The sequence below is a fragment of the Dehalobacter sp. TBBPA1 genome (assembly GCF_040931655.1).
GTDB classification, from domain to species: domain Bacteria; phylum Bacillota; class Desulfitobacteriia; order Desulfitobacteriales; family Syntrophobotulaceae; genus Dehalobacter; species Dehalobacter restrictus.
In genome coordinates, this window is sequence record NZ_CP162385.1 from 1310102 (window position 1) to 1335537 (window position 25436).

Consider the following 25436-nt stretch of genomic DNA (forward strand, 5'->3'; position numbering starts at 1 on the left):
AGGTGGCTTATGAATTTTCAACAATTGAAGGAAACATTGATTTCCAATAACGCACAATACAATCTGGAAAAAATTGAAGAGGCCTATGAATATGCGGAACTTGCCCATCGTGGCCAACTTCGCAATTCCGGAGAAAAGTATATCTATCATCCGCTGGAAGTCGCTTCGATTCTTGCCGAATTGGAGATGGACGATTCGACGATCATTGCTGCGCTGCTGCATGATGTCGCTGAAGATACGAACAGGACGCTTGAAGATATCCGTAAGAATTTTGGCGATGAAGTTGCGGGACTCGTCGATGGGGTAACCAAACTCGGTAAAATTTCGTACAAGAGCAAGGTTGAAGTTCAGGTTGAGAACTTAAGGAAAATGTTTCTGGCGATGGCCAAGGATATTCGGGTTATTTTGATCAAGCTGGCCGACCGCCTGCACAATATGCGGACCCTGAAATATCAGTCTGAATCTAAACAAAAGGAAATTGCGCAGGAGACGATCGAGATCTATGCGCCCTTAGCCAATAGGCTCGGGATATTCAGGATCAAGTGGGAGCTGGAAGATCTCGCTTTTCGCTATTTGCATTCGCAGGAATATTACGATTTAGTTGAAGGTATTTCTTTAAAGAGAAAAGAAAGACAGGAACAGATCGATGAGGTGATCGAACAGCTTAAAGTCAGGCTCGATGAAGTCGGAATTGAAGCCGATATTGCCGGCCGTCCGAAGCATTTCTTTAGTATCTATAAAAAGATGCTCGATCAGAACAAAGATCTGAGTGAAATATTCGATTTGACGGCAGTCCGGGTCATTGTCAAAACCGTGAATGACTGCTACGGAGCACTGGGGGTTATTCACACCCTGTGGAAGCCTATTCCCGGAAGGTTTAAAGATTATATTGCGATGCCGAAACCGAATATGTACCAGTCCCTGCATACGACATTAATCGGAAACCACGGGGACCCGTTTGAAATCCAGATCCGGACCTGGGAAATGCACCGGACGGCTGAATACGGGATTGCTGCCCACTGGAAATACAAAGAAGGCAAAAAAATTGAGAGTAATTTCGAACAGAAACTATCCTGGATTCGCCAGCTCCTGGAGGTACAGCATGACTCCAAGGACGATGCTGGCGAATTTATGGAATCGCTGAAAATAGACTTATTTGCGGATACTGTGTTTGTATTTACACCCAAAGGCGATGTCGTTGAATTGCCGGCCGATTCCTGTCCGATCGATTTTGCGTATCGGGTTCATACGGATGTCGGTCATAGCTGTATCGGTGCTAAAATCAACGGAAGAATTGTTCCACTTGACACCAAATTGAAAAACGGGGATATTGTTGAAATTCTGACAACCAAGACGCCCACCGGCCCAAGCAGGGACTGGGTCTGCCTCGTAAAGACCTCTCAGGCCAAAAATAGAATCCGCCAGTGGTTTAAGAAAGAAAAAAGAGAAGAGAATATTATCAGAGGACGTGAAGGCCTCGAGCGTGAAGCCAGGAAGCTTGGTCTTGAACCGTCAACAGCCTTAAAATCAGAAAACATGATCAAATTAGCCAAAAGCTTCAGTTTTAACAACATTGATGATCTATATGCGGCAATGGGTGATGGTGCGATTACTTTTAAAAAGGCCCTGGGCCGTTTGAAGGAAGAAATCCTGAAAGAAGAGCTGAAAACACCGCTTCTTCCGATTCAGGCAGAACACAAGCACCAGGTGAAGCATTCTCAGGGAGTATCGGTCAAGGGGGTAAACAATATCCTGATCCGGTTTTCCCGGTGCTGCAATCCGCTTCCCGGAGATTCGATCATCGGCTATATAACGAGAGGGCGCGGCGTATCAATCCACAGGGCGGACTGCTCGGAGCTCGTTGGCCTTACGGCAGAAGAGCAGGAGCGGATCGTTGAGGTTGAGTGGGAAGCCGCTGTCGAGTCAATCTATCCTGTAGACATCGAGATTATCGGTCTGGATCGCGTGGGTTTGGTCAGCGATATCATGAACGTAATTACCGAAACACGGACCCATATGCTCGGAATGAGTGCCCGGGTAGGCAAAGACCGCGTCTCCCATATCCGTCTGAGAATCGAAGTGAAAAACCTTGACCATTTAAACTTTGTTCTTAACAAGTTCCGTAAAGTCAAAGATGTTACCGTAGTCGAGAGAATTCAGGGTGGAGGAAACACTTGATGCGGGGTGTTGTACAAAGGGTCAAAAGCGCAGCCGTACGGGTTGAGAATCAGACTGTAGGCCAGATTGGGGTAGGACTCATGGTTCTGATCGGGATCGGACAGGAAGACAACAGGGACGATGTCAAGTGGCTTGCTGATAAAATCTTAAATTTAAGAGTATTTGAAGATGATCAGGCTAAAATGAATCTGTCGGTGGCCGATGTCGGCGGAGAACTACTGCTCGTGTCCCAGTTTACTTTGTTCGGTGACTGCCGGAAGGGTAGGAGGCCAAGCTTTTCTGAGGCAGCTCCCCCGGAAACGGCCAGAGCAATGTTTGAAAGCCTGACAGAGTACCTGCAAAAAACCGGGATTAAGGTTGAGACGGGCCTTTTTCAGGCCGACATGGACGTCGAACTGGTTAACCACGGACCAGTTACGCTGTTGCTGGACAGCAAGAAACAGTTTTAACTAGTAGATTGATTCGTAAATACGGTTATCAACTTAGCTTTGCTCGGGTTAGTCAGTATATTGTTAAAGTATATTATTTAGAGGTGGCGATATCGCTTGATTGAAAGAATAGTTATGCCTGTCTTGGGTGTGAACTGCTACGTACTGGCTTGTGACAAGACTAAAAAGGCTGCAATCATCGATCCCGGATCGGGTAGTGCGATGATCAAGGATTTGCTGAGGAGGCATAACCTCGAGGTTGAACGGATCATCTTGACGCACGGACATTATGACCATATCGGGGCAGCTGAAGAATTGAGAAAAACCCTGCATGCTGAAGTCGCCGTCCACAGGGAGGATGCAGGGATGCTGACGGATCCTCAGAAAAACCTTTCCAGAATGTTCAGTAAGGACTATGTGATGTCCCCAGCTGAAATACTGCTGGAAGACGGTCAGGAATTCTTTATTGGTGAAGTTCAAATGAAAGTAATCCATACACCGGGACATACACCGGGCGGCATCTGCCTGCTGACGGACGGTGTACTGTTCAGCGGGGACACGCTCTTTGACTGTTCCATCGGCAGAGCGGATTTTCCAGGGGGGGATTTTCATAAACTACTCAGCAGCATCCATGATAAGTTGATGGTTTTGGATGACCAAATCCTGGTCTATCCCGGACATGAATCCTTTACATCCATTGGCCGGGAAAGGGCCAGAAATCCATATATCAGTGGAGACCTGGCCTGATGGAGGAAAGCATTCTTCTTTGCAGTTCCACAATCGATCCGAAAATGCTGACCAGCTGCTCACAAATCATAGCAGCTTTTTTTCCGGGAAAAAAGTTTAGAACAGGCAGAAATCTCATGGCAGGAGAGTTATCTTCCGACGTACTATCGGATGACATGCGATCAGCCGCCATTCGATCCGATGCTGGAATAATGCGGTCTGCCGCTGATAATGAACGGTCTGATGCTGAAGGTTTTTGCTTGAACATAGAGTCCGTGAATACTGCCTCGGAAAAGGTTTATGAAATCTGCCTATCTGACAGAACTACCGGAAAAAAATATGCGAAGGCAGTGCAGACGGGATCAGCGGATGATTTCTACAGACTGAAGCTTCCCGGCAAAGAACCGCTGTCCCAGATCATTTTAAAGAGAGGATTATGTACATTTTTATCCGAATATACCGGAAAAAAGCTTCCATGGGGAAGTCTGACCGGGATACGGCCTGGTAAAATCATCGGCAAAATGACAGATCTCGGATATGACGAAGGACAAAAGAATAAAATCCTGCGAGAACTTTACCTCGTTGACCAGGAAAAGGTGAGCCTGCTTCACCAGATCGAACAGGTTCAGCAGCCTTTCCGTCAAACGATGAAAGAAGCCGAGCATTTTGCCGGCGTTTATCTTGCGATACCCTTTTGTCCGTCCCGCTGTTTCTACTGCTCGTTTCCGTCCAACTCCCTGGCTGGGAAGCAAAGCGAACAGCTTTGCCGGTATCTGAAAGCTCTGAAGAAGGAAGTCAAACTAACCGGGGAAATGATGCGGGGACTGGGTATGAAGGCCGATAGCCTTTATATCGGCGGTGGTACACCGACGGTGCTAAGCGCTGCCGACCTGCAGATGCTGCTGGAAGCCATCCGTGACGAGATTCCACAGGCTGAGCGGTGTGAATATTCTGTTGAGGCCGGTAGACCAGATACGATTGACTATACCAAACTGACAGTCATGAAGAATTTTGGGGTGAGCCGGATAAGCGTTAACCCTCAGACCATGCAGGAGGCAACCCTGCCCGTGATTGGACGCAGGCATACGGCCGCCGATATCCGGGAATGTTTTCTTCTAGCCAGAGATGTTTCCGACTGGGTGATCAATATGGATTTGATCCTTGGACTGCCGGGTGAAGGATCTGAGGAAGTCCTGGACAGTGTGGAAAAAGTACTGGCTTTGCAACCGGATAACATTACCGTCCATGCCCTGGCGCTGAAACGAGGCTCTGCGGCCTGGGAGAACCATTCGGCTTCAAACCGTGAAGATGCTATAGACTGGCAGGATATTCAGCGCGAAGTCCATCGCAGGATTCAACAGCGCGGATATATTCCGTATTATCTGTACCGACAAAAGTATATTGCCGGTAACCTTGAGAATATCGGCTATGCCCTGCAGGGCAAAGAATGCCGCTATAATATTGCGGTGATCGAAGAACAGCAAAATATCATTGGTCTTGGCGCAGGCAGTGTCAGCAAAATACGGAAGAAGGATTCAGGCCACGAGAATATGTATCATCCGCTGGACCTGCAGTGTTATGAGGACCAACTGATGCAGGTCCACCAAAAAATAAAGCAATCATTAACAGATTTTTTGCCTGTTTTATGAAAAAATACAGGGAATCCTGATGAGACTGAAGGATAATTGTGTTATAATAGATAAGCTTATTTTTTAGATTGGACACGCCGGATGATCTGGTGATCTACCGTTGTGCAGGAGGATATGATCATGTCGATTCAACGGCCGAAAGGTACACAGGATATCATTCCGGGTACCATAGAAAAGTGGCAGTTTCTCGAAGAACAAATCCGGAAGATTTGTTCCGAGTATGGATATAAAGAAATCAGAACACCGGTCTTTGAGGCGACCGAACTTTTTCAGCGCGGCGTCGGAGAGACAACGGATATTGTCAATAAAGAAATGTATACCTTTATGGACAAAGGGCAGAGATCCATCACACTGCGTCCTGAAGGGACGGCTTCCGTCTGCAGGGCGTATACCGAGAACAAGCTTTATGCGCTGCAGCAGCCGGTCAAAATGTATTACCTCGGCCCGATGTTCCGCTATGAGAAGTCCCAGGCCGGACGCTTCCGGCAATTCCACCAGTTCGGAGCAGAGGTGCTCGGTGGAGAGGATCCACTTGTCGATGCTGAAATCATCTGTCTGATCTGGGATTTTTTTGGCAGGATCGGCCTTAAGGGACTCGTGGTTGAGATCAATTCCGTGGGCTGTCCGACGTGCCGGGCTGAGCACAGGATTAGGCTGCAAGAGTTCCTGCAGGAATGCAAGGATGATCTTTGTCCGGATTGCCAGAACCGCTTTACCAAAAATCCGATGCGGATTTTAGACTGTAAGAACAGTTCCTGTCAAAAGCTGACGGAAAATGCTCCGACGACCCTGGATACGCTCTGCGTAGACTGTGCGGAACATTTCGCGAAGACTCAGGAATATCTAAAGATCGCTGGGATTGCCTACCGGATTAATCCCAGAATGGTTCGCGGGCTGGATTATTATCAAAAAACAGCCTTTGAAGTCACGGCTGAAGGTATCGGTGCTCAGAATGCGATTTGTGGTGGCGGGCGTTATGATGGTCTTGTCCAGGAAATTGGTGGTCCGGCCACACCGGGAATTGGTTTTGCCATGGGACTGGAACGTATTCTGAGTGTCATGGAAAAGCAGAGTGTTGAAATGTTGCCTGAGGTTGAAGCGCCGGTCGTGATTGCAGCGTTGGGTGAGGCGGCCAGACAGGAAGGGTTCAGGCTTTTAGGTGATCTGCGGCAGGCTGGGCTGCCGGCAGTTATGGACCTTCTGGGAAAAGGACTTAAAGGTCAGCTTAAATATGCAGACCGGGAACAGGCTCGCTATGTATTAATACTGGGTGACGATGAGCTGTCCCGAAAAATGGTGATTGTCCGCGATATGCGGTTGGGAGAACAGCAGGAAATCCCGCTGGATCAAATCAAAGCTTTTTTGTTGAATCATACGAAATGTGAAATGTAGGAGGATGTCCATGTTAGCAGAAAGAATCGGAGCGGGTACGCTGAACAGGAAAAATGCAGGCGAAAAAGTAAAGTTGTTGGGTTGGGTTCAGACCAGAAGAGACCATGGAGGCGTCATTTTCGTTGATTTGCGCGACAGGTCCGGAATCGTCCAGATTGTCTTCAATCCGGATATGCCTGCAAACGCTTTTAATCAGGCTGAAAAACTCCGCTCGGAGTATGTGATAAAGGCCGAAGGTCTCGTTCGGGTGAGACCTGAAGGTTCAGAAAATCCGAATATGGTTACCGGAGAAATTGAAGTTGTGATTGAAAACCTGGAAATACTCAATAAAGCGAAAACTCCGCCTTTCTATATCCAGGACAATGTGGATGTCGATGAAAGTGTCAGGCTGAAACACCGCTATCTTGATCTCCGCCGGACCGAAATGCAGAACATCTTTAAGATCAGACATCAGGTCACAAAAATCATGCGTGATTTTCTGGACAGTGAGGGGTTTCTGGAAATTGAAACGCCGATTCTGGCTAAGTCAACACCGGAAGGGGCCAGAGATTATCTCGTACCCAGCCGCGTGAATCAGGGAACATTTTATGGGCTTCCCCAATCACCGCAGATCTTTAAACAGTTGTTGATGGTCGCTGGCATGGAAAAATATTTTCAGATCGCCCGCTGTTTCCGCGATGAAGACTTGCGTGCGGATCGCCAGCCGGAATTTACCCAGCTCGATTTGGAGATGTCCTTTATTGAGATTGAAGACCTTCTGCCGATGATGGAGAACCTGATTGCTAAGATATTCAGGGAAGTCAAAGGTATTGAGATTCCACTTCCCATTCCGCGGCTGACCTATCAGGAGGCGATGGAACGCTATGGTTCGGACAAGCCGGATACCCGCTTTACCATGGAACTGATTGATGTGGCTCCGGTTGTCAAAGATTCCGGATTTAAAGTATTTGCCGACGTTGTCGCAAAGGGCGGCAGGGTTAAGGGGATCTGCGCCAAAGGCTGTGCCGGTATGCCGAGGCGGGAAATTGACGCGCTGACCAAATTTGTCAGCATTTACGGTGCAAAAGGGCTTGCCTACATTGTGATGGATCCCGAAGGAATGAAATCACCGATTCTGAAGTTCTTCACCGAACAGGAGATTAACGCACTGTTGGCTGCGATGGGAGCAGAAACCGGAGACATCCTATTTTTCGTTGCCGATAAGGAAGCCGTCGTTCATAATGCGCTTGGAAACTTAAGACTAGAGCTGGCTAAACGAATGGAGCTTATTCGGGAAGATATGATTAACTGTCTTTGGGTTACGGAATTCCCGCTCTTTGAATATGATGAAGAAGAAAAACGCTATGTAGCGATTCACCATATGTTTACCAGTCCGATGAATGAAGATATTGCCCTCCTGGATTCCAATCCGCTGAAGGTAAGAGCAAAGGCTTATGACATGGTCCTGAACGGAATGGAACTCGGCGGAGGAAGCATCCGGATTCACCAAAGGGATGTTCAGGAAAAAATCTTTGACCTGATTGGTTTGAGCAGTGAAGAGGCCAAAGAAAAATTTGGCTATCTGCTTGAAGCGTTCGAATATGGCACACCACCCCATGGGGGAATTGCGTTTGGGCTGGATAGACTTACGATGATTCTTTCCGGACGGGACAATATCCGCGATGTCATCGCATTTCCGAAGACCCAGAGTGCTTCATGTCTGCTGACCCAGGCGCCTTCACCGGTCGTGGACAGCCAACTCAAAGAGCTTCATATTAAACTGGACCTGAAAGCAAAACAGCCTTCTAATTAATCATTCATCAATAATTCCCCATCAATTCAATTTAATTCATCTTATCTCATTAATAGAACTTTCGATAAGGGCTTTGCCGGTTTATTATTCATAAAAAACAGGCATAATATATTTCATATCCGGCAAAGCCTATATAATATCTTTGAATATCCTGAAATGTCCAGAAATATCCTGCAAAGCCTCTTGACAGAATAACCAGACTGACCATATAATAATCTTAGAACATACCCCTATGGGGTATAGAGGCGAGGGGTAAGATGGAACCAAAGAAAAAAAGTGGGCCGGGAAACGATATCATGATCCGATTGAAACGGATTGAGGGACAGGTCAAAGGGTTGCAGCGTATGCTTGATGAAGAAAAATGTTGTTCTGATATTCTGGTTCAGGTTGCGGCAGTCAAAGCAGCAATTAATAAAGTTGGCATTATGATTTTTGAAGAGCACTCCAGAACCTGCTTGAAAGGTGCGCTTGAAGCGGAAAATGATAAAGCCCTGGATGATCTGATTGATATGATGAACCGGTTTGTCCATTAATCATACGGACAAACAAACGAATTTTTCTATGGGGATGTTAAGAAATGGAGGGATTTAAGATGGCAGGTGTTAATGTCAAAACATTTACTACTGAGAATTGGCAGAGTGATGTACTGAGTTCAAACCAGCTGGTACTGGTCGATTTTTGGGCTGCCTGGTGCGGACCTTGCAGAATGATAGCTCCTGTAGTGGAAGAACTGGCAGATGAATATGCCGGAAAAGTAATCATCGGCAAATTAAACGTTGATGAGCAGGGAGAAATCGCTCAGAAATACGGCGTAATGAGTATCCCGACACTGCTGCTGATTAAAAACGGTGAAATCGTTGATAAGATCGTTGGATTTAGAGGAAAACCGGATCTTGTAAAGGCTATTGAAGCGAAATTGTAATTAGAAAGATATACGGCCAGGCCTATCCCAAATTCGCCATCGGTGGCGAGTTTGGGATAGGCCTTTTATGTAAGACATAAAGGAATCCTCGCGTTAAGACATGTCAACGGTTTCAGGCCACGGATGGCCTACTGTCGCGGTGCCATGGATGGCAAGGTGCGATAACTTATTGTAAAGCCCAGAGGTTTTGACATGTTAGCGAGGGTTCTTGTTTGCGAGATGGTGAGTTGTTAAATATTCCACTGGATTGTTTGACAACTGATGTGTGAGTGGCGCATTCTGCGCTGTATGAGGCTACAACACCCAGAAAAAAGATATGACGCCCCTGATAATTGAAGCGCCTCGTTGAGTTAAACTTAATTTTTAGCATAGCACCGAATGATTTCACCAACGTAAACACGGTGATAATCATTCTGCTTATAGTTACTTTCAATTGCCGGATCAAGAAAATGGCTCGGGTCCAAATCCTGATAATAGAGTTTTTTACATTCCATAACCAGTCTAGCTTCCTTAAAATAGACGGATCCAAACGGGCTTTCAACGGGTGTAATCCCTGTAGCGGCTGCTTTGTCCACGTCTCTTCCGGAATTTGCTCCGCAAAAAGATAAAGCCTTCCGATAGTCTTCTTCAAAAAACGAAAGCGTAAAAGTATCGTTTTCTTCCATAAACTGATAGGTATAACGCGAAGGACGGACAAAACAGAAGCATACTTTTTTATTCCACAGTACCCCGAATCCGCCCCAGCTAGCCGTCATCATATTATACTTTTCTATATTTCCCGCTGTGATCAGCATCCAGTCCTTTCCGACCAGTTTAAAGGAGTTATCCGTTAACTGCTCAGGTTCCACTAACTTAAATTCATTATTCATCACAATATCTCCTATTGATATTTATTTTTGTCTTATTATCCAAATAAGACGTTGGTAACCTACAATTAAGACATTCAATATTCTACTACATAAATGAACGGGATATTACATAACAAACGTGCTTTAAGCATGAGATCAGTCTGTGTGCCACAGTTCCGCTGCGAGCGGAGCACGATGCGAAGCGCGGACTTTTTAAGGATTGAGCCATCCATGGCACGCGGGTATTGTGGCATGCAGACTTTCCCCGGCTTATTCAAGATTTCTTAAAGTATCTAACCGTTTATTCCGGAAATAAAGCCCCGTATCAACTGCGATCAGGCAAAAATTCAGGATATATAGTATAATGACATAATCGAACGAATAAATCATCTTGTGCAGGATGCCGGATAAATAGCCGATAAGTAATACAACCAGGAAAAACAGGCTTTTTCCTTTTGCTGTTCCGGCTTTGTAGGACGAGTAGATCGAAAAAGGCCAGGCCGAACCAAAACATAGCAGCATAATCGTTTCAAAAATACTCAACACAATCATTCCTTTAATTCTAGACTACGATCATATTTGTTTATCATTTTATTATGGTAGATTTTTTTGCGAGGGAGTCTCTAATGATCATAAACAATATCCAGAGTATTGGCAAGATCTCTCCTTTGATAGATTTTACACAATTGAAAACCGGACAGCTTCTTCCGGTGGAAATTATCAGCAGAAATGGGAACCAGGAAGGACTGATCTCCATTGCCGGGCAAAAAATTAAAGCCCAGCTGGAACCGCAGTTTCTGGAAGGTGAAAGATTTCTGGCGGTTGTCAAAGAGGTCAATACGGAAGGCGTTGTTTTGAGCCGGGTTAGTCAGAGCACCGGCCAGTTGAGCAGCTTGTCTGCGGAACAACTGTCTTCAATGATAACCAAAGGATTTGGCCTTTCAGCCGATGAAGCGGACTTTCTGGTCAACAGCATGGTCAATCAGAACACGGCAGCAGGCAGCAAGAGTGCTCCGCCTGAAATACTATACCAGGCCGCTGATAAGATGTGGACGATTTTGCGGGAAGGAAAAAACCAGGGTAATTTATTAAGCAAGACAGCTTTTGGAACAGCGCCGCAGGAGACAAATGCCGGCGCAGGACAGGTATCCAGCCAGGCAGCCAGGCAAGCTCTTCGGTTGACCCCGGAGCAGATCACAACGATTCTAAACAGGGGAATTAACCTAACTCCTGAGATCTCTGTCATCTTGGCAAAATATCTGAATCAGCAAAACAGCAGTGTTCTTAAAACGATGCTAACGGATCAAAATTCTTCAAAACAGAGCTCAATAAATCAAAGTTCAACGAGTCAAAGTCCAGTAGATCAGAAATCCCCGCTCAGCACGCTTGCAGACCTGCTTTGGAAGATTATCCCGAAGTGGGAGGATACCAGCGGTGAGCAGTTTGAAAATATCCTGCATTATTTCAAAAGCCTGGGTCTCGACCACGAGAATCAGCTGCTGTTTAAATTAAAAAATAATGCCGGTCAGGAAGCAGAACAAACGGAAAATGTAAAAACAATGCTCTTAAACGCGCTGGCTGAAGATTCTGCCTCTCCTGAAAAAAGCGCGCTGAAGGGCTTTCTGGATGAGATTACCGGACAGCAGATCTGGATCCAGACCGGGAATAAAGAAAATGCCGCATATTTGCTTATGCATATCCCGCTGCAAAATAACAATGAGATATATAATTGTTTGCTTGCCGTGGAGAGTTCCCGCAAAGGCCATAAGATGGATATTGAACACTGCCATCTGGCGCTGCAGGTCGAGACGGAACACCTTGACCAGCTCGGAGCCGACCTTACGCTTTACGACAACAAACTGCATATCTGCCTCTTAAATGATCATCGCGAGGAGCTGAATCCACTCATTGAAGATATCTATGATCAAATCAAGCAGGGCTTCGCGGATATTGGCTTATCTTTAGAAAAAATATCGCTGAAGACCTACGATGAATTTCCCCAGTTTGCGCATTTCCTGGCCGGAAAAAATTTTTCAGGGGTGGATATCAAAGGATGAAAAGGGAAAGTCCAAGTAGTAAAAAACAAAATATGAAAAAAGCTGCTGCTCTGGCCTATGATCATGTTGGTGCTCCGAGGATTGTCGCCAAAGGCGAAGGGTATATGGCCAAAAATATAATCGAATTGGCTGAAGAGCAGGGCATTCCGGTCCAAAATGACGACACCCTTGTAGAAGCCTTGATGCAGGTAGAGATGTCCAAAGAAATACCGCCTGAGCTTTATCAGGCGGTTGCTGAAGTACTGGCTTTTATTTATCGCTTGGACAAAATGAAGGGGACGAAAAAGGATACGCCTTAAACTGATTTTGGCTTAGTCCTTTTATTTAAATGCCTTTGGGCAAATATTTCGGCCACGCGTTCATTGCTGCCCAGCACAAGTCCATGCAGACGCCATTCCCGGAAAGTATGCCAGAATTTTTCTTCGGAGATACTGACCGTATACTTTTCGGATTCCTCGTCATGCGGCCAAAAAACATCGATCCAGAGCTTCCCCTTGTTGGTCAAAAATAGAATAAAGTGATGCAGTTCTGTATTCACTGAGGCAAGATCTCGGATCAGGATGTGAGAGCGGCCGTCGGGGAAATCCGTTCGCAAATAGATTGGCTTCATTTTTTTCCTCCTAAAATTTGTATGATTTGGCACCAGTCAAGTTTTCTTTATGAATCTTCTCTGTATTTAGTTTATTAGGAATGTTATGATTTATTGTTAAGTGCGTATATTTTTTTTGAAGGGAGCTTGGCTGATTGAATCAGACTTGTGTCATCTTATCTCTAATACGTCCGGGAACTCCCTCAGAACGTGGATACTTGGCAGCTCTGCGCTTGGGAAAAGGGGTATTTCCAAAATATCTGTTGTTTTCGTTCCAGAGCGAAGGCGAAGCCCCAGGTAGGATGGAACAGCATAAAAAAAGTCTTGAAGATTTTACCCATGATGCCCTTATATTTGTTTATGAGCAGAAGAAAGTCCTGCCAGATTTAAAAAAATATTTTGAAATTAATCTGAACCAGAACGTGATTGAGGTTCAGGAACTTGCCGCAGTGTTTTTCCCGACAGTCAGCCAGCAAAGCTTAGAGGAAATAACCGATAAACTTAAGACAAAGAAACATCACAGGTTTATATCTACGGCCCAAAAAAAGGTCCGGCTGACCCATGACCTGCTTCTGCAGTGCTGGAAAAAGGGGTTGAAGGCTGATTTGGGCTTCTTGAGCAAGTTGGAAGAATATACAAAGGGTCTTTCCTGTCAGCCTGTGCTAATCGAATTGAAAAAGGAAATCGTGCGAACGTATCCGGACAGGCCCATCCGTATTGCACCTTACCGGGGAGAGACGGTACAAAATCTTTTTAGCCCCGGTTCGGATGATTTGGCTGAAATTCCTGATTCGCCGGCTTGGGCTGTGCAGTGTTTTGGCCAGGACGGCTTACTCGCCAGCAATATTCCAGGGTTTGAAAACAGAGAGATTCAAACCGTCATGGCCGCTGAGATCCTGAAAGGGTTTACCGAAGCGACAGATGTTGTGATTGAAGCCGGTACAGGAACAGGGAAAACGCTTGCATATCTGATTCCGGCACTCTGGTGGTCCAAAAGGCATCAGCAGAAGGTGATTGTTGCGACCCACACCATCACTTTGCAGGAGCAGCTCTTCAGCAAAGACCTTCCGCTGCTGCAGAAAATCCTGCCTTTTCCATTTGAAACAGCACTGCTTAAGGGTAAGAGCAATTATTTATGTCTGAAATGCCTTTATCAGGAATCGCTGTTTACGGATTATACAACCCATGATGAACAACTCCGGCAGGCCGCATTCTTTTCCTGGGCTTCTGAAACGAAAACCGGGGATTTTGGAGAACTGCCGAATAATCAAAGCTTCGTTCCGACTTATCGAAAATTTGGCGCGGATAATCCGGCCTGTCAACCCGGAGAGTGTTCTTTTACTTCACGTTGTTACCTTTATAATGCCAGGAAGAGAGCCGAGGCTGCTGATGTTCTTGTGATTAATCACTCCTTGCTCCTTGCCGATATCAAAACGAATTATAAGATTCTGCCGGAATACAGCAATCTTATCATTGATGAAGCGCATAATATTTACCAGACTGCGCTCAAGCAACTTGGATTTGAAATTTGCCTCGAACAGATGCTGCGGCTGACGGACAGTATCTATGGTGGGAAAGGCAATCTATTCGCTTATCTGAAAAGAAATCATACTGTTTGGGCAGAGGTCTTCCCTGCCTTTAACTGGACCTATTTTAAAAGCAATCTTGAAGAGATTCCGGATCGCTGCAGGGCGGCTGCGGATCAGGCCCAGGAACTTTTCAGCATGCTGCAAAGCGTGCTTGGCCGACAGTTGAGTTTTCGCTTAGACCGTGAAAAGGTCGGCGAAGATATCCTACAGATGATCCTGCTGGCCTCGGAAAATCTGATCATCAGGTTTAAAGGCATTGTGGAGGTGCTGGATAGAATTAATACCTTTCTGGCTCTTGAAAGTGAGCAGTTGGAAGAAACCAGATATGAGATTAGCAGAATAAAAAGTGATATTGCCCAAATCGTTGACGGATTTGGCAAGATCGTTAGTAAAAGTGAGGAAGAACGTGTAACCTATCTCGAAAAAAGCAACACAGTCTATTTAAAAAACACGCTGATCAATGTTGCTCCGTTATTAAATAAAAAAATATTCAGTAAAAATAATTGTACGGTTTTAACTTCTGCCACCTTAAGTGTCGGTGAGGATTTTGCGTATTTGACCAGGGATATCGGAGTAGAACGCTATATCAGCCTGAAGCTGGATTCACCGTTTGATTATGAAAAACAAATGGTTTTCTGTGTCGTCAATGATTTACCTGTAAATCTACCGGAGGATAGGCTCGCAGAAAAGACTGCTTCATTTATTGGGAGAATTGCCAAAGAGATGAATGGAGGTACACTGGTATTATTTACTTCCCACCGGTATTTGCAGCGGGTATACCACTTGTTGGGGAATGAAGAATGCTGCCAGCACCTGAATGTGCTGGCCCAGGGGATTGACGGCACCAGGGAAGACCTTCTGCAGGAGTTTATGCAGAATAACAGCAGTGTCCTGCTTGGAACGAACAGCTTTTGGGAAGGCATCGATCTTCCCGGGGACATGCTGCGCTGTGTTATCATGGTCAGACTGCCGTTTTGGCCGCCGGATACGCCCATTCTGGAAGCGAAGGCCCGCCTGTTGGAAAGTCAGGGACTTGATCCGTTCTATGCGTTAAATTTGCCTGAAGCAATTATCCGCTTCAAGCAGGGCTTTGGACGTTTGATTCGAACGAGAGAGGATAAAGGCGTCGTGATTGTTCTGGATGACCGGATTATTAAAAAAAGGTATGGCCGATATTTTCTGCAGGCCCTGCCGATTACTTCTTTCTATCAGGGAAGTTCGGAGCGCGTCCTCCAAAAGGTTTCATCGGTTCAGGTACCCGTAATCGGCAATTCTAGAGCGTAAAGACGCAGAATATTCAGGAACTAATTTCACCCCTCATCTAACCTGTGCATATAGTAAGGCACAGGTTATTTTTTGAGGAGGAATGGAAATGGCTCAGCCGGTAGATTGGTCCAATGTTGGCGTCAGGATCGTCCAGGGATTTTATACCACCATTGATGCCGTACGGCAGCTCGATACGCAGGAAGCTGCACTTGTCATGAAACTGTTGGGAAAATCCTGTACGAAGATGATGAAAGACGGTGTCGGACATCAATTTGGAATTGCCATGATTGAAACAAGTGAAAAATTGGCGCTCACAGATAAACTGACATTTGAAGATGTTTTGAAAATGCTGACGTCAATCGTAGGAAAACTTTATTTCACGGCAAAAACTGCGGAGGAAATCGAACTAGTCAAACAGCTTGAAGATGCTGTTAAAAATTACCACGTCGTATAAAATCAGGCTGCCGCATAAATTATTCTCAAGACAGCAGTGCTGGAAGGAGGAAAAATCCTATGAAAATGTACTATATCAAGCTGCCTCAGTCCGTACTTAATCTTCTGAAAAAAATCTTCAACAAATAATTACCGGGTGTCATGAATTTCCAATTTCCCTCCTATATTATAGTAAAAGGTCTAGGAGGGAAATTATGTTATTGAACCGTCATTTTTTTATACTTGTCTGCAGTATTTTTTTTATTGGCGTCATTGTCTGGTGGCAGAATCCGAATACTGCAGTTTCAGCAATAGCCAATGGGCAAAGTTATGCAAATCCGAAGGCAGTGATTGAAGATTATTGGGAAAAGCTTGATTACAGGCAATTTGATCTTGCTTCGGCTCTGGCATCAGGACAGGCTGAAGCTACGAATAGCATACTGCAGCAGATGTTTCAGGATAATCCATTTTTAAGTGTTCAAAACGTGGAGATTCAAAACACTTCTGCGCAAAATAGTTATTTGGTTGAAATTACGACGGGGTCATCCATTGATCAAAGAAAAGTACTTACTTACCAGATTATAGTAGAACAACAAGACGATGGTCTGAAAATCGTAGAGATGAGTCACGAATAGAAAATCTGAAAATCTGCATATCTTTAGTCACCTCGGGAACAATACAATCGACGATTGACAAAAAAAAGTTTGGGGTGAACAACATGATTGCCTATGTAGAAAAAGAAGCCTGTATTGGATGCGGAGCATGTCCTGCAATCTGCCCGGACATTTTTGAAATGGATGATGACGGATTGGCTGTGACGCTTCAGGAACAGGTCCCGGAGGTTCTTGAAGAATCAGCGCAGGAAGCAGCCGACGGTTGTCCGACGGAAGCAATTATCATCAGCTGAAACATCATGCAGATACGGTAACTCGTCAGAACAAGACAAAACTTTAATATTTACACTGAAATTCTCTTGAAGTTCGGGACAATATGTAGGACGAAAAATAATTTGGCTTATTTTAACGAAAAAAAATAATTCTCAAATATCGTTTTTTGCAGATGGGACAGGCCTTTGCAATAAATGCCAAAATTAGAAAGTGTTCCTTATTTTTTAAGAATTCGACATCTCCGCTGATTTATAATGATACTACCGGAAAACGAACCGGGAAAAATATGATAAAGCGGGGAAATGTAGAGATGTCAAAAAAGGTAAAGATTATTGTAGCAGAGGATAATCGAAATCTATGTCAGATCCTTCAGGATTACATTTCAAAGGATGATAGCTTTGAGCTTGCTGGCGTAGCCAACAATGGACTTGAAGCTTGGGATTTGATTCAAAAACATGACCCGGATCTCGTCATTATGGATCTTGTTATGCCGAATCTTGATGGTTTGGAAGTCCTGGAAAGAATCAATGCCAGAACATCAGTCAGAAAACCCAAAGTCATATTATTAACGGCTTTCGGGCATGAAACACTGACGCATCAGGCCATGGTCATGGGGGTTGATTATTTTATCCTGAAACCATTTGACCTGGAAATTCTGGGAAAACGCATCAGGACGCTGACGCAGGATCTGGAAATCACAAATCCACCGCTGCTGCAGACTTGTTCCTCTGTTACGTCGGTCGGAAGAGGGGTCAATATCAACGTTGAAGTAACGACAATGATGCACCAACTCGGTATTCCAGCTCATGTCAAAGGATATCAATACATCAGGGATGCAATACTCATGGTAATCGAAGATGTTTCTTTACTCGGGGCTGTAACCAAAGAACTGTACCCGGCAATTGCTAAAAAATACAATACGGCTCCCAGCAGGGTGGAAAGAGGCATCAGACATGCCATTGAGCTGGCCTGGGAACGCGGACATATGGAAACGCTGAAGCGGATCTTCGGATATTCGATGAACATAGAACGTCAGAAGCCTACCAATTCTGAATTCATTGCACTGCTCGCTGATAAGCTTCGGGTGATGAGTAAGGTTGGATAAATGAACGAACGATCAAACGAACAAATGAACACTCAGTATATAAAGATGTCTCAGAGAGGAGGCATCTTTTTATTTGCGCTGAAATAGATTACAATGAATCCTGAAGGAGTTGAAAAGATCGTGCAGGTGAAAGGAAAGTTCATTGTGCTCGAAGGCATCGATGGATCAGGCAAAGGAACGCAGATTGAGCGTCTGAAGGTATATCTTGAAACAGTACGCGGAGTAAAAACCATTCTAACCAGAGAACCAAGCCAGGGCCCGCTCGGGACAACGATCCGCCAGGTGCTTTCAGGCCGGATCAACGGCGTGAATGACAACTGTCTGGCGTTGCTGTTTGCTGCCGACCGGCTTGATCACAACAACAATCTGGTCATTCCTGCTCTGGAGCAGGGAAACTATGTGATCTGTGACAGATATATATGGTCTTCGTTTGCGTATCAGGGAATGAAAAATGATGAGTCCTGGATTGGAGAAATCAACCAATATGCGGTAAAACCGGACCTTACACTTTTCATTAAGGTAAGCCCGGAAACATCGCTCAAGAGAATAGCGGCAGGCAGATTCCAGACTGAAATATTTGAAAACAGTGAGACGCTGCGGCACGTTGCAGATAATTACCAGAAGCTGTACAAACAGTGGCAAAAAAATGGGGAACCGGTTGTTGAAATCAATGGGGAAAAGGAGCCGGAGTTGGTTCAGCAAGACATCATTGCGGCTTTCCAATTATATTTTCCGGAGTAAGTGTTATTAAATTCGAAAAGGACACAAAATATAAGGAATGCCAGTCTCTTTGAGGCTGGCATATTAAATGTATATGGAATACTAAAAAATGAATCTTACGTTGTTGTTAATGAACGATTTTTGCAATTTTGGGAAGCCAGTTTCTTTGGAGCATCAGCTGCTCCAACTGGTAAGCCCAATCAAATCCAATGTTCAGTTCCTTGCGGAGACGATTCCCAATTTCCAGGTGATAGCTTTGATTAATGGCTGTCAATAAGGCCATTTGGCTGGAAGCGCTCATTTCCAGCAGCAGCAGCGCAATTTCCATATCACTGAAGTGCAAGTGGTCTGGGATGTCCTGGTATTCTTCCAGGGACCGTTCGGGAAACTGTATGGTTGGCAGCTTGACATCCTCGGATCGTAAAAAATCTTCACTCATTTTGACAGTTCTTTCTACCAGTGCATCGCGTGCATCTTTAAGCAGTACTCTGAGCTCCGGATCTTCAGCATGATTATACAGGGTGGTAATAATTGAGGCTTGAAAACGACCCATCAAGACAATCTGATACTGCAAACCCGCCTCAATATAATTAATGGGTTCGTGATCAATTATATTTTGAACAATGGAATTGCTCTTGGCGGTCGCTTTTTCTAGAATATTCATCGTTAAATCCTCCTTTTTATATAGTAGGTTTAACGATTTATCTGTTTTTATGCTTGAGAACAATAAAATGCCGTGAAAAATATATGATACTAAAAAAACACTGCAAGAACTTGCAATGTCTATTTTTTCTAATGGTGCGCCCGGTTGGATTCGAACCAACGACCTGCGGCCTCGGAAACCGTCACTCTATCCCCTGAGCTACGAGCGCAATAAAACTGCTTCATTACTTTACTAAATAGAATTCTTTTTGTCAAGAATAATGTTGAAGAGAGTGTTGAAGAGAGCTTAGAGCAAATTGTCGGAGAAAGCTTGGATGACCAGATTAATTTGAGGTAAAACATGAACCTGAAAAAAATACCATGGCATTTTCTCAAAAGATTTTTTGGAATCATTATAGGCGCAGTGATTGTAGCTGTCAGCATTAATACATTGATCCTGCCCAACCAGATTGCTGACGGCGGAGTCACAGGAATTGCGATTCTGCTGCATTATCTGTTTCAATGGAATATAAGCATTCTGGTGGCCCTTCTGAATATTCCGTTATTCATTCTCGGCTACAAGTCAGTCGGCAGACAGCTGTTATATTGGAGTATCCTGGGCGTAGGGACATTATCTGCTGCGCTGAAGTTTACAGATGTTTTGGCTCCGATAACAACAGATACGCTGCTGGCCTCTATTTTCGGGGGTGTTATATCCGGTATCGGAATGGGCATCATCTTTCGCTGTCGCGGCTCATTAGGCGGCACCGATATCCTGGCGATCGTGTTGAATAAAAGAATACAATTCAGTGTCGGGCAGATCATCTTAATCCTCGATGCGGTTGTCTTTATCGGAGCTGCACTGATTTTTAGCCCGGAAATGGCCATGTATGCAATGATTTATATGTTTATCGCTACCAAAGTGATAGATCTCGTCCAGGTCGGGTTGGATTATTCCAAGAGCGTTATGGTCGTCACAGAAAAGCCGGACGAGATTGCTGAGGATATCATCCATCTCGTCGGCAGAGGTGTAACGTATCTTCAAGCTGAAGGGGCTTATTCGCGCTTTCAAAAGAGAGTGGTCTACAGTATCGTAAATAGAGCACAACTGACCCAGGTCAAAGAAATTGTCCACAAATATGACCCGGATGCTTTTGTGGCCATCGGCGATGTTTCAGAGGTCGTCGGCGAAGGGTTCCAAAGTTGGAAAGGGCATTAGTACAGCCATTTGTAAATCCCGTTATCAACACAGAAACGTTTGTTTTGTTCGGGTTAGTCTCCCTAATGGATTGCGCAGCGCGGCCTTTTGACGGCCACGGATGGCCTAATGCCGCGGTGCCATGGATGGCAAGGAGCGGCGTGTCAGGGAGGACACAACGGCCGAAAGCGGTATTGTGGCATGCAGACTAGCCCTAACATACTAGTCTTGTAATGTAAAGAGGATTATGTCGGCAGATTTAGCGAGTAAATTGAGAACGCGATACAAGTGCTCATTACAGGCTTGAACCGGGTGGCCAGCTCTCCTGGGCATTGCTGAGCATCTTGCCAACTGTCACAATTTCATAGTTCTTCTCTTTGAGCATTTTCAAAACAGTGGGGAGTGCCTCGGGCGTATCCGGTGCGGAATCAGAAGCGTGGAAAAGGATAATGTCGCCGGGGGAGGCTCCTTTATTTTTGGAGCGCCCGTTCATCACATAATTGACGATTGCGTCGGCTCCGGGTCTTTTCCAATCCAGGGAATCAACGCTCCATTGGATGACTTTGTAGCCTCTCTCGTTTGCGATCGAGATGACCTGGTTGTCATAGGCCCCGTTCGGAGCGCGCAGCAGGTTGATTTTCTGGCCGCTTAAACGTTCCAGGACTTCTTTGGAAGTATCGAGTTCTTTCATGAGGGCATCAGCTGTCAAGGTGTTCAAATCAACATGACGCCGCCCGTGGGAGCCAATTTCGTGACCGTCCGCGGCAATGCGCTTGACTAGCTCCGGTTTTGTTTCGGCCCACGGAGATGAAAGAAAGAAAGTGGCCTTGATATTTTCTTTTTTTAGGATATCCAAAATCGGCTGCACATTTTCTTCGCCCCAGCTGATATCAAAAGTAAGCGCAACCTGCTTTGTTTCGGTCTTGACGGAGTAAATCGGCTTTGAATTTCCGGTAACAACGGATACAACCTGTTCTTTGTTTACGGCCAAAACCGCAATCAGCATCAGGATCACGGTCCCCACCGCCAGCTTTTTTCTGTTCACCACAAAGACGCTCATTGTTTATCCCCCCCCTAGAACCATGCTTATTCCGGGGAGCCGTAAATCATGTTAAATATAAAAGGAGGTGTCGATAAAGACGCCTCCTTTTATATTTAAAGTTTAAATGTCCGATATTATCCACCGTGTATCGCGGTGGCATTATTTTGGCCAGCGAACCCCAAAAATGATTTCCAGCAGATCGACCTTGAAAATGATTCTGAGGAGCAGGTGTAATACCAATAAAGAAATGAAAATGGCCACGGCAACCTTGATAATCCAAAAGCCGATACTCAGGATGATGCCGAGCAGCGGTTTTAATACCAGGTAGGCCAGATAAATGCAGAGTATGAAAATTAGGACTTTGGCGATGATCCAGAGAATATTTTTTGAAGATGGGCTTTTTGTGCTCATTACAATCCCTCCTGCAGGATGATTTACTTCATTTTTTCAAGAGCAAAAACATTCATAGCATCGATTTGCTCCCTTAGATTTAGTATAGCATATTATAGACCAAATGAAGTTGCCCCAACTCATATATTGTAAAGAAAATTCAGGTATTGTGAAGAAAATTCATATATTTTGATGAAAATTCAGGAGGGATACCATGGAGACCACACTGGAAGTATGGAGGAAGTATCTGGAAAATGGAATCAAATGCTTGGGTGAAGGAAACACTGAAGAAGCTGAAAAAAGTCTGCAGATAAGCCTTCTCGAGGCTGAAGCGCTGGAAATGCCGGTGATTATCGCTTTTTCCCAGCGCTTGCTAGCAACGGTCCAGGTGAAAAATAACAAATTTAATGATGCCGAAGCTGGATTTCGAAGGGCACTGGTCTACTGCAAACAGCTGCATAACAATAAGGGGATTGCTGAAGCCAGGGCCGGACTGGCGAGTGTTTATTTCAGCCAGGGGAAGAATGCCAAAGCCATTTATTTATATAAGCAGGCTATCAGGGACTATCCGGGAGAAGCATCATCCCTGCGTTTAGCGGCCTTGTACTCCGATCTGGGCCAGGTTTATATAAAAATTAAAGAGTGGCAGGCTGCAGAAGAGAATTTTCTGCATGCCGAGAATCTCTGCCGGAAACATGGTTATCTGAGTGGGGAGGCAGAGATCAACCTCTGTTTGGGAGAAATCTATTACAGTCAGGCGCAGAGAATTGCGGCGCAGAAAAGATTTTATCATGCCGCGAAGATCTATGCCAGGTTAGGCGAACAAGTTTCTCTGGCTAATGCGCTGCAATATATCGCCTTCTTGTACTTTGAAAAAGACAGGCTGCCGGAAGCCCTGCTTTTGCAGCAGAGAGTTGTCGCGCTGTATTTGAAAAACGACCGTGATCCTGAAGTCAGTGAAAGTTATTTCATGTTAAGTAATCTTCTTCAATGTTCGAAATTGCTGGATGAAGCAATCAGCAGCCTTGAGTTGTCCATTCAATACCATCAAGGAAGCGAATTCGGCTTTGCTGTGCGCTATTACAGTCTGGCCATCCTGTTGATTATGAAACAGGACTACTCGGAGGCGAAAAAACAGTATCTGGAAGCTCTGAAGTATTTTCAGTTCTTTGGTGACAGCTCCAAGATCGGCGAAATCAGCGAGGAATTAACATATCTTATCCGCTATGAGGATACTTTATTTCAGGAGAATCTGTACAAACTGCTCGGCAAAAGGTTTTATGACGAGCCGGAATTGCCGAAAGGAGAAGCGATGTTAAAGCTTGCCAATCTTTTGATGAAGAAAGGAAAAAATATGGAAGCGCTGCGCTGCGGCTGGATCGCGCTGGTGTACGCCAGGTCGCTGCAGGATGAAACAAAAGAAATTGAACTGCTAATTCAGGATTTATCCCAGACTATCAGATATCACAAAAAGACCTCCCGACTTTATCGGTAAAATTGTTTAGAACTTTCAGAATGTAATTATACTTTCTGATATACCGAAAAAGGACTGTGAAAAAAATTGGGAATAGGTTAGAATAGATTATAAGCCAAAATAAGGTGGAGATGTTCACTTGAATCATCATGATCAGGTTCTGCTTGAAAGCTTTGAACGGATTTATTGTCTTTTAGAAAAAGAAACCCAAAATTTAACGGAGATCAAGTCGGCCTATGCCGAAAAAATTCGCCAGTGGGAGGATGAAATCAAAGCGTATGCGATGATGATAGAGGAAATCTCCTTGCCGGCCAGGTTTATTCTTGAGCATATCCTGTCCCTGAAATTTAAGTCCGGTCAGATGGCGGTGGAAGCTGAGAATATCACCCAGGGTTTCTCCGGAATAGGGGACATCATTGTGGAAAAATTCGGTATTATCAGAATCTCCACAGGAAATTTACAGCTTAGCTGGCGCGATGAACTGTATAATTACTTATTTTATCCTGATAAGGTAGAATTACGGACAAACGATGAAAGGACGACGATTAAACTGTTCTTTTCCCAGCAATTTGACGGGAAAGATATTCAAAGATTTTCTGCGGTTACGGAAAGCCGTCAGTTGTTATATATTCACCCAGCATTGAAAAAGTATTTAGAACCATGTCAACCATAAAATTTAAAATATAAGATTTATGGTTGACATGGTATTGTAGGAGTAAAAATTTTAAACAATTGAAGGGAGCGCTGAGAATTGAATTATACGAAAGAAGATGTCTTGCGAGAGGCGTATGAAAAGGGCGTAAAATTCATGAGACTTCAGTTTACCGATATTTTCGGAGTATTAAAGAATGTCTCTATTCCGGTAGAACAACTTGAGAAAGCCCTGGACGGAGAAATGATGTTTGACGGTTCTTCTATTGAAGGCTTTGTGCGTATTGAGGAGTCGGACATGTACCTGAGACCCGACCCTGACACATTTGTCGTCTTCCCGTGGAGGCCTGCTGAAGGTGGGGTAGCGAGACTCATCTGTGATGTCTATAATCCTGACGGGACGCCATTCAACGGTTGCCCCCGCAATACACTAAAAAAAGTACTGGCAGAAGCCTCAGAAATGGGTTTCAAATGTTACATAGGACCGGAGCTGGAGTTTTTCCTGTTCCATGTCGATACTGAGGGCAGACCGACCCTGATTACCCATGATAAAGCCGGTTATTTTGACATGACACCGGTTGATTTAGGGGAGAGTGCCAGAAGAGATATGGTTCTGGCGCTGGAACAGATGAATTTTGAAATTGAAGCCTCCCATCATGAAGTTGCCCCCGGACAGCATGAGATTGACTTCAAATATGCCGATGCCTTGGAAATGGCTGATAAAATGGTCACCTTCAGATTTGTCGTCCGGACGATTGCCCAGCGGCACGGACTGCATGCGACATTTATGCCGAAACCGATCTTTGGGATCAATGGTTCTGGAATGCATGTCAACCAGTCCTTATTCAAAAATGGCAAAAACGTTTTCTATGATCCGGAAGGACCGATGAACCTTTCGAGCGAAGCGTATCATTATATTGCCGGCATTATGGAGCATGCCAAGGCTTTCACAGCGATCACCAATCCTACGGTCAATTCGTATAAAAGGCTCGTTCCGGGCTATGAAGCACCCTGCTATATTGCCTGGTCGGGCCGCAACCGGAGTCCGCTGATACGTATTCCGGCCAAGAGGGGTTCTTCAACCCGTATTGAATTAAGAAGCCCGGATCCTTCCTGCAATCCTTATCTGGCTTTAGCGGTCCAGATTAAGGCCGGACTGGATGGGGTCAAACGGAAACTTAACCCGCCCGAAGCCGTTGATTTGAATATTTTTGCCATGGATGACAGGCAAAGAAAAGAGATGGGGATTGACTCGCTTCCCGGAGATCTCAAAGAGGCTTTAATGCTATTAAGCAATGATGAAGTCATCAAAGATGCCCTTGGCGAGCACATCTATTCCCGATTTGTTGCAGCAAAGACCGAAGAATATGACAGCTTCCGCATCGCCGTGCATAAATGGGAAATCGACAGATATCTCGAAATATATTAGCCGCAGAGCACGCGTAATGATAGATGGCTA

The 25436-nt window shown here is 45.0% G+C and carries 26 protein-coding genes and 1 tRNA gene; 20 read left to right on the plus strand and 7 right to left on the minus strand.

Going from position 1 to position 25436, the window contains the following annotated elements; all coding sequences use genetic code 11:
* The first annotated feature begins 9 nt into the window (after positions 1-9).
* From AB3489_RS06540 to trxA, 8 genes are all read left to right on the plus strand, one after another.
* Entirely contained in the window at positions 10-2178 is a 2169-nt protein-coding gene (locus AB3489_RS06540; RefSeq protein ID WP_368294407.1) for a bifunctional (p)ppGpp synthetase/guanosine-3',5'-bis(diphosphate) 3'-pyrophosphohydrolase, read from the plus strand.
* Positions 2178-2627: a D-aminoacyl-tRNA deacylase gene (gene dtd / locus AB3489_RS06545; protein WP_019225954.1), complete on the plus strand. Its 450-nt coding sequence runs from the start codon at positions 2178-2180 to the stop codon at positions 2625-2627. Before AB3489_RS06540 ends, dtd begins: the two co-directional genes overlap by 1 nt.
* Positions 2628-2723: 96 nt before the next feature.
* Entirely contained in the window at positions 2724-3353 is a 630-nt protein-coding gene (locus AB3489_RS06550) for an MBL fold metallo-hydrolase (protein WP_019225955.1), read from the plus strand.
* Entirely contained in the window at positions 3353-4981 is a 1629-nt protein-coding gene (gene hemZ, locus AB3489_RS06555; protein ID WP_368294408.1) for a coproporphyrinogen dehydrogenase HemZ, read from the plus strand. Before AB3489_RS06550 ends, hemZ begins: the two co-directional genes overlap by 1 nt.
* 120 nt (positions 4982-5101) lie before the next feature.
* A complete protein-coding gene (hisS, locus tag AB3489_RS06560) occupies positions 5102-6373 on the plus strand; it encodes a histidine--tRNA ligase (protein ID WP_368294409.1) in 1272 nt (423 codons plus the stop codon).
* Between the two features lie 4 nt (positions 6374-6377).
* On the plus strand, positions 6378-8165 hold the full coding sequence (aspS, locus tag AB3489_RS06565; protein WP_368294410.1) for an aspartate--tRNA ligase: 1788 nt from the start codon (positions 6378-6380) through the stop codon (positions 8163-8165).
* Positions 8166-8422: 257 nt separating this feature from the next.
* Positions 8423-8698 (plus strand): metal-sensitive transcriptional regulator, encoded by a 276-nt coding sequence (locus tag AB3489_RS06570; protein WP_019225960.1) that lies wholly within the window; start codon positions 8423-8425, stop codon positions 8696-8698.
* 59 nt (positions 8699-8757) lie between these two features.
* Positions 8758-9087 carry a thioredoxin gene (gene trxA / locus AB3489_RS06575; protein ID WP_368294411.1) on the plus strand — a complete coding sequence of 110 codons (330 nt, stop codon included), beginning with the start codon at positions 8758-8760 and terminating at the stop codon, positions 9085-9087.
* Between the two features lie 356 nt (positions 9088-9443).
* Here the strand turns inward: trxA and AB3489_RS06580 are convergent, their stop codons facing one another.
* A complete protein-coding gene (locus AB3489_RS06580) occupies positions 9444-9956 on the minus strand; it encodes a flavin reductase family protein (RefSeq protein ID WP_368294412.1) in 513 nt (170 codons plus the stop codon).
* A gap of 249 nt (positions 9957-10205) precedes the next feature.
* Complete coding sequence (locus AB3489_RS06585; RefSeq protein WP_368294413.1) at positions 10206-10487, minus strand: hypothetical protein; 282 nt, start codon at positions 10485-10487, stop codon at positions 10206-10208.
* Positions 10488-10561: 74 nt separating this feature from the next.
* Between AB3489_RS06585 and AB3489_RS06590 the strand changes: the two genes are divergently transcribed.
* Both AB3489_RS06590 and AB3489_RS06595 read left to right on the plus strand, forming a co-directional pair.
* The gene (locus tag AB3489_RS06590; RefSeq protein WP_368294414.1) at positions 10562-11992 is read left to right on the plus strand and encodes a hypothetical protein; all 1431 of its coding nucleotides are present in this window, start codon (positions 10562-10564) and stop codon (positions 11990-11992) included.
* A complete protein-coding gene (locus AB3489_RS06595; protein ID WP_368294415.1) occupies positions 11989-12291 on the plus strand; it encodes an EscU/YscU/HrcU family type III secretion system export apparatus switch protein in 303 nt (100 codons plus the stop codon). The genes AB3489_RS06590 and AB3489_RS06595 overlap by 4 nt, the downstream gene beginning before the upstream one ends.
* Here the strand turns inward: AB3489_RS06595 and AB3489_RS06600 are convergent.
* On the minus strand, positions 12288-12602 hold the full coding sequence (locus AB3489_RS06600; protein ID WP_019225966.1) for a hypothetical protein: 315 nt from the start codon (positions 12600-12602) through the stop codon (positions 12288-12290). The two genes, AB3489_RS06595 and AB3489_RS06600, sit on opposite strands and share 4 nt — an antisense overlap.
* A 281-nt stretch (positions 12603-12883) precedes the next feature.
* Here AB3489_RS06600 and AB3489_RS06605 point away from each other — a divergent pair, with 281 nt between their 5' ends.
* From AB3489_RS06605 to tmk, 6 genes are all read left to right on the plus strand, one after another.
* Positions 12884-15454: an ATP-dependent DNA helicase gene (locus AB3489_RS06605; RefSeq protein ID WP_368294416.1), complete on the plus strand. Its 2571-nt coding sequence runs from the start codon at positions 12884-12886 to the stop codon at positions 15452-15454.
* Between the two features lie 82 nt (positions 15455-15536).
* Entirely contained in the window at positions 15537-15890 is a 354-nt protein-coding gene (locus AB3489_RS06610) for a hypothetical protein (protein WP_025205794.1), read from the plus strand.
* A gap of 193 nt (positions 15891-16083) precedes the next feature.
* Positions 16084-16503, plus strand: a complete 420-nt coding sequence (locus AB3489_RS06615; protein ID WP_368294417.1) for a hypothetical protein — start codon at positions 16084-16086, stop codon at positions 16501-16503.
* Between the two features lie 83 nt (positions 16504-16586).
* Positions 16587-16775: a ferredoxin gene (locus tag AB3489_RS06620; protein ID WP_019225970.1), complete on the plus strand. Its 189-nt coding sequence runs from the start codon at positions 16587-16589 to the stop codon at positions 16773-16775.
* Positions 16776-17065: 290 nt separating this feature from the next.
* Complete coding sequence (spo0A, locus tag AB3489_RS06625; protein ID WP_368294418.1) at positions 17066-17860, plus strand: sporulation transcription factor Spo0A; 795 nt, start codon at positions 17066-17068, stop codon at positions 17858-17860.
* Positions 17861-17953: 93 nt separating this feature from the next.
* The gene (tmk, locus tag AB3489_RS06630; protein WP_019225972.1) at positions 17954-18601 is read left to right on the plus strand and encodes a dTMP kinase; all 648 of its coding nucleotides are present in this window, start codon (positions 17954-17956) and stop codon (positions 18599-18601) included.
* A gap of 106 nt (positions 18602-18707) precedes the next feature.
* Here tmk and AB3489_RS06635 read toward each other — a convergent pair whose 3' ends face one another.
* Both AB3489_RS06635 and AB3489_RS06640 read right to left on the minus strand, forming a co-directional pair.
* Entirely contained in the window at positions 18708-19244 is a 537-nt protein-coding gene (locus AB3489_RS06635) for a hypothetical protein (protein WP_368294419.1), read from the minus strand.
* A 132-nt stretch (positions 19245-19376) separates the two neighbouring features.
* Positions 19377-19452, minus strand: a tRNA-Arg gene (locus AB3489_RS06640).
* A gap of 131 nt (positions 19453-19583) precedes the next feature.
* Here AB3489_RS06640 and AB3489_RS06645 point away from each other — a divergent pair.
* Positions 19584-20441 carry a YitT family protein gene (locus AB3489_RS06645; RefSeq protein WP_368294420.1) on the plus strand — a complete coding sequence of 286 codons (858 nt, stop codon included), beginning with the start codon at positions 19584-19586 and terminating at the stop codon, positions 20439-20441.
* A 274-nt stretch (positions 20442-20715) separates the two neighbouring features.
* On the opposite strand, the gene pdaB is transcribed toward AB3489_RS06645, so the two are convergent.
* Both pdaB and AB3489_RS06655 read right to left on the minus strand, forming a co-directional pair.
* Positions 20716-21480, minus strand: coding sequence for a polysaccharide deacetylase family sporulation protein PdaB (pdaB, locus tag AB3489_RS06650; RefSeq protein WP_368294421.1), 765 nt, complete (start codon positions 21478-21480; stop codon positions 20716-20718).
* A gap of 141 nt (positions 21481-21621) precedes the next feature.
* Positions 21622-21873 (minus strand): hypothetical protein, encoded by a 252-nt coding sequence (locus tag AB3489_RS06655; protein WP_019225976.1) that lies wholly within the window; start codon positions 21871-21873, stop codon positions 21622-21624.
* Between the two features lie 193 nt (positions 21874-22066).
* Between AB3489_RS06655 and AB3489_RS06660 the strand changes: the two genes are divergently transcribed.
* The 3 genes from AB3489_RS06660 to glnA all read left to right on the plus strand — a co-directional run bounded on the left by AB3489_RS06660 (position 22067) and on the right by glnA (position 25406).
* Positions 22067-23347 (plus strand): tetratricopeptide repeat protein, encoded by a 1281-nt coding sequence (locus tag AB3489_RS06660; protein WP_368294422.1) that lies wholly within the window; start codon positions 22067-22069, stop codon positions 23345-23347.
* A gap of 118 nt (positions 23348-23465) precedes the next feature.
* Entirely contained in the window at positions 23466-23999 is a 534-nt protein-coding gene (locus AB3489_RS06665) for a hypothetical protein (RefSeq protein WP_368294423.1), read from the plus strand.
* Positions 24000-24077: 78 nt separating this feature from the next.
* The gene (gene glnA, locus AB3489_RS06670) at positions 24078-25406 is read left to right on the plus strand and encodes a type I glutamate--ammonia ligase (protein WP_368294424.1); all 1329 of its coding nucleotides are present in this window, start codon (positions 24078-24080) and stop codon (positions 25404-25406) included.
* Positions 25407-25436 lie beyond the last annotated feature (30 nt).

Excerpts from the sequence above, each read along its gene's own strand:
- AB3489_RS06540 (WP_368294407.1), top strand. The coding sequence starts at position 10 with ATGAATTTTCAACAATTGAAGGAAACATTGATTTCCAATAACGCACAA.
- dtd (WP_019225954.1), top strand. The coding sequence starts at position 2,178 with ATGCGGGGTGTTGTACAAAGGGTCAAAAGCGCAGCCGTACGGGTTGAG.
- hemZ (WP_368294408.1), top strand. The coding sequence starts at position 3,353 with ATGGAGGAAAGCATTCTTCTTTGCAGTTCCACAATCGATCCGAAAATG.
- hisS (WP_368294409.1), top strand. The coding sequence starts at position 5,102 with ATGTCGATTCAACGGCCGAAAGGTACACAGGATATCATTCCGGGTACC.
- aspS (WP_368294410.1), top strand. The coding sequence starts at position 6,378 with ATGTCCATGTTAGCAGAAAGAATCGGAGCGGGTACGCTGAACAGGAAA.
- AB3489_RS06570 (WP_019225960.1), top strand. The coding sequence starts at position 8,423 with ATGGAACCAAAGAAAAAAAGTGGGCCGGGAAACGATATCATGATCCGA.
- trxA (WP_368294411.1), top strand. The coding sequence starts at position 8,758 with ATGGCAGGTGTTAATGTCAAAACATTTACTACTGAGAATTGGCAGAGT.
- AB3489_RS06580 (WP_368294412.1), bottom strand. The coding sequence starts at position 9,956 with ATGAATAATGAATTTAAGTTAGTGGAACCTGAGCAGTTAACGGATAAC.
- AB3489_RS06585 (WP_368294413.1), bottom strand. The coding sequence starts at position 10,487 with ATGATTGTGTTGAGTATTTTTGAAACGATTATGCTGCTATGTTTTGGT.
- AB3489_RS06590 (WP_368294414.1), top strand. The coding sequence starts at position 10,562 with ATGATCATAAACAATATCCAGAGTATTGGCAAGATCTCTCCTTTGATA.
- AB3489_RS06595 (WP_368294415.1), top strand. The coding sequence starts at position 11,989 with ATGAAAAGGGAAAGTCCAAGTAGTAAAAAACAAAATATGAAAAAAGCT.
- AB3489_RS06600 (WP_019225966.1), bottom strand. The coding sequence starts at position 12,602 with ATGAAGCCAATCTATTTGCGAACGGATTTCCCCGACGGCCGCTCTCAC.
- AB3489_RS06605 (WP_368294416.1), top strand. The coding sequence starts at position 12,884 with ATGGAACAGCATAAAAAAAGTCTTGAAGATTTTACCCATGATGCCCTT.
- AB3489_RS06610 (WP_025205794.1), top strand. The coding sequence starts at position 15,537 with ATGGAAATGGCTCAGCCGGTAGATTGGTCCAATGTTGGCGTCAGGATC.
- AB3489_RS06615 (WP_368294417.1), top strand. The coding sequence starts at position 16,084 with ATGTTATTGAACCGTCATTTTTTTATACTTGTCTGCAGTATTTTTTTT.
- AB3489_RS06620 (WP_019225970.1), top strand. The coding sequence starts at position 16,587 with ATGATTGCCTATGTAGAAAAAGAAGCCTGTATTGGATGCGGAGCATGT.
- spo0A (WP_368294418.1), top strand. The coding sequence starts at position 17,066 with ATGTCAAAAAAGGTAAAGATTATTGTAGCAGAGGATAATCGAAATCTA.
- tmk (WP_019225972.1), top strand. The coding sequence starts at position 17,954 with ATGAATCCTGAAGGAGTTGAAAAGATCGTGCAGGTGAAAGGAAAGTTC.
- AB3489_RS06635 (WP_368294419.1), bottom strand. The coding sequence starts at position 19,244 with ATGAATATTCTAGAAAAAGCGACCGCCAAGAGCAATTCCATTGTTCAA.
- AB3489_RS06645 (WP_368294420.1), top strand. The coding sequence starts at position 19,584 with ATGAACCTGAAAAAAATACCATGGCATTTTCTCAAAAGATTTTTTGGA.
- pdaB (WP_368294421.1), bottom strand. The coding sequence starts at position 21,480 with ATGAGCGTCTTTGTGGTGAACAGAAAAAAGCTGGCGGTGGGGACCGTG.
- AB3489_RS06655 (WP_019225976.1), bottom strand. The coding sequence starts at position 21,873 with ATGAGCACAAAAAGCCCATCTTCAAAAAATATTCTCTGGATCATCGCC.
- AB3489_RS06660 (WP_368294422.1), top strand. The coding sequence starts at position 22,067 with ATGGAGACCACACTGGAAGTATGGAGGAAGTATCTGGAAAATGGAATC.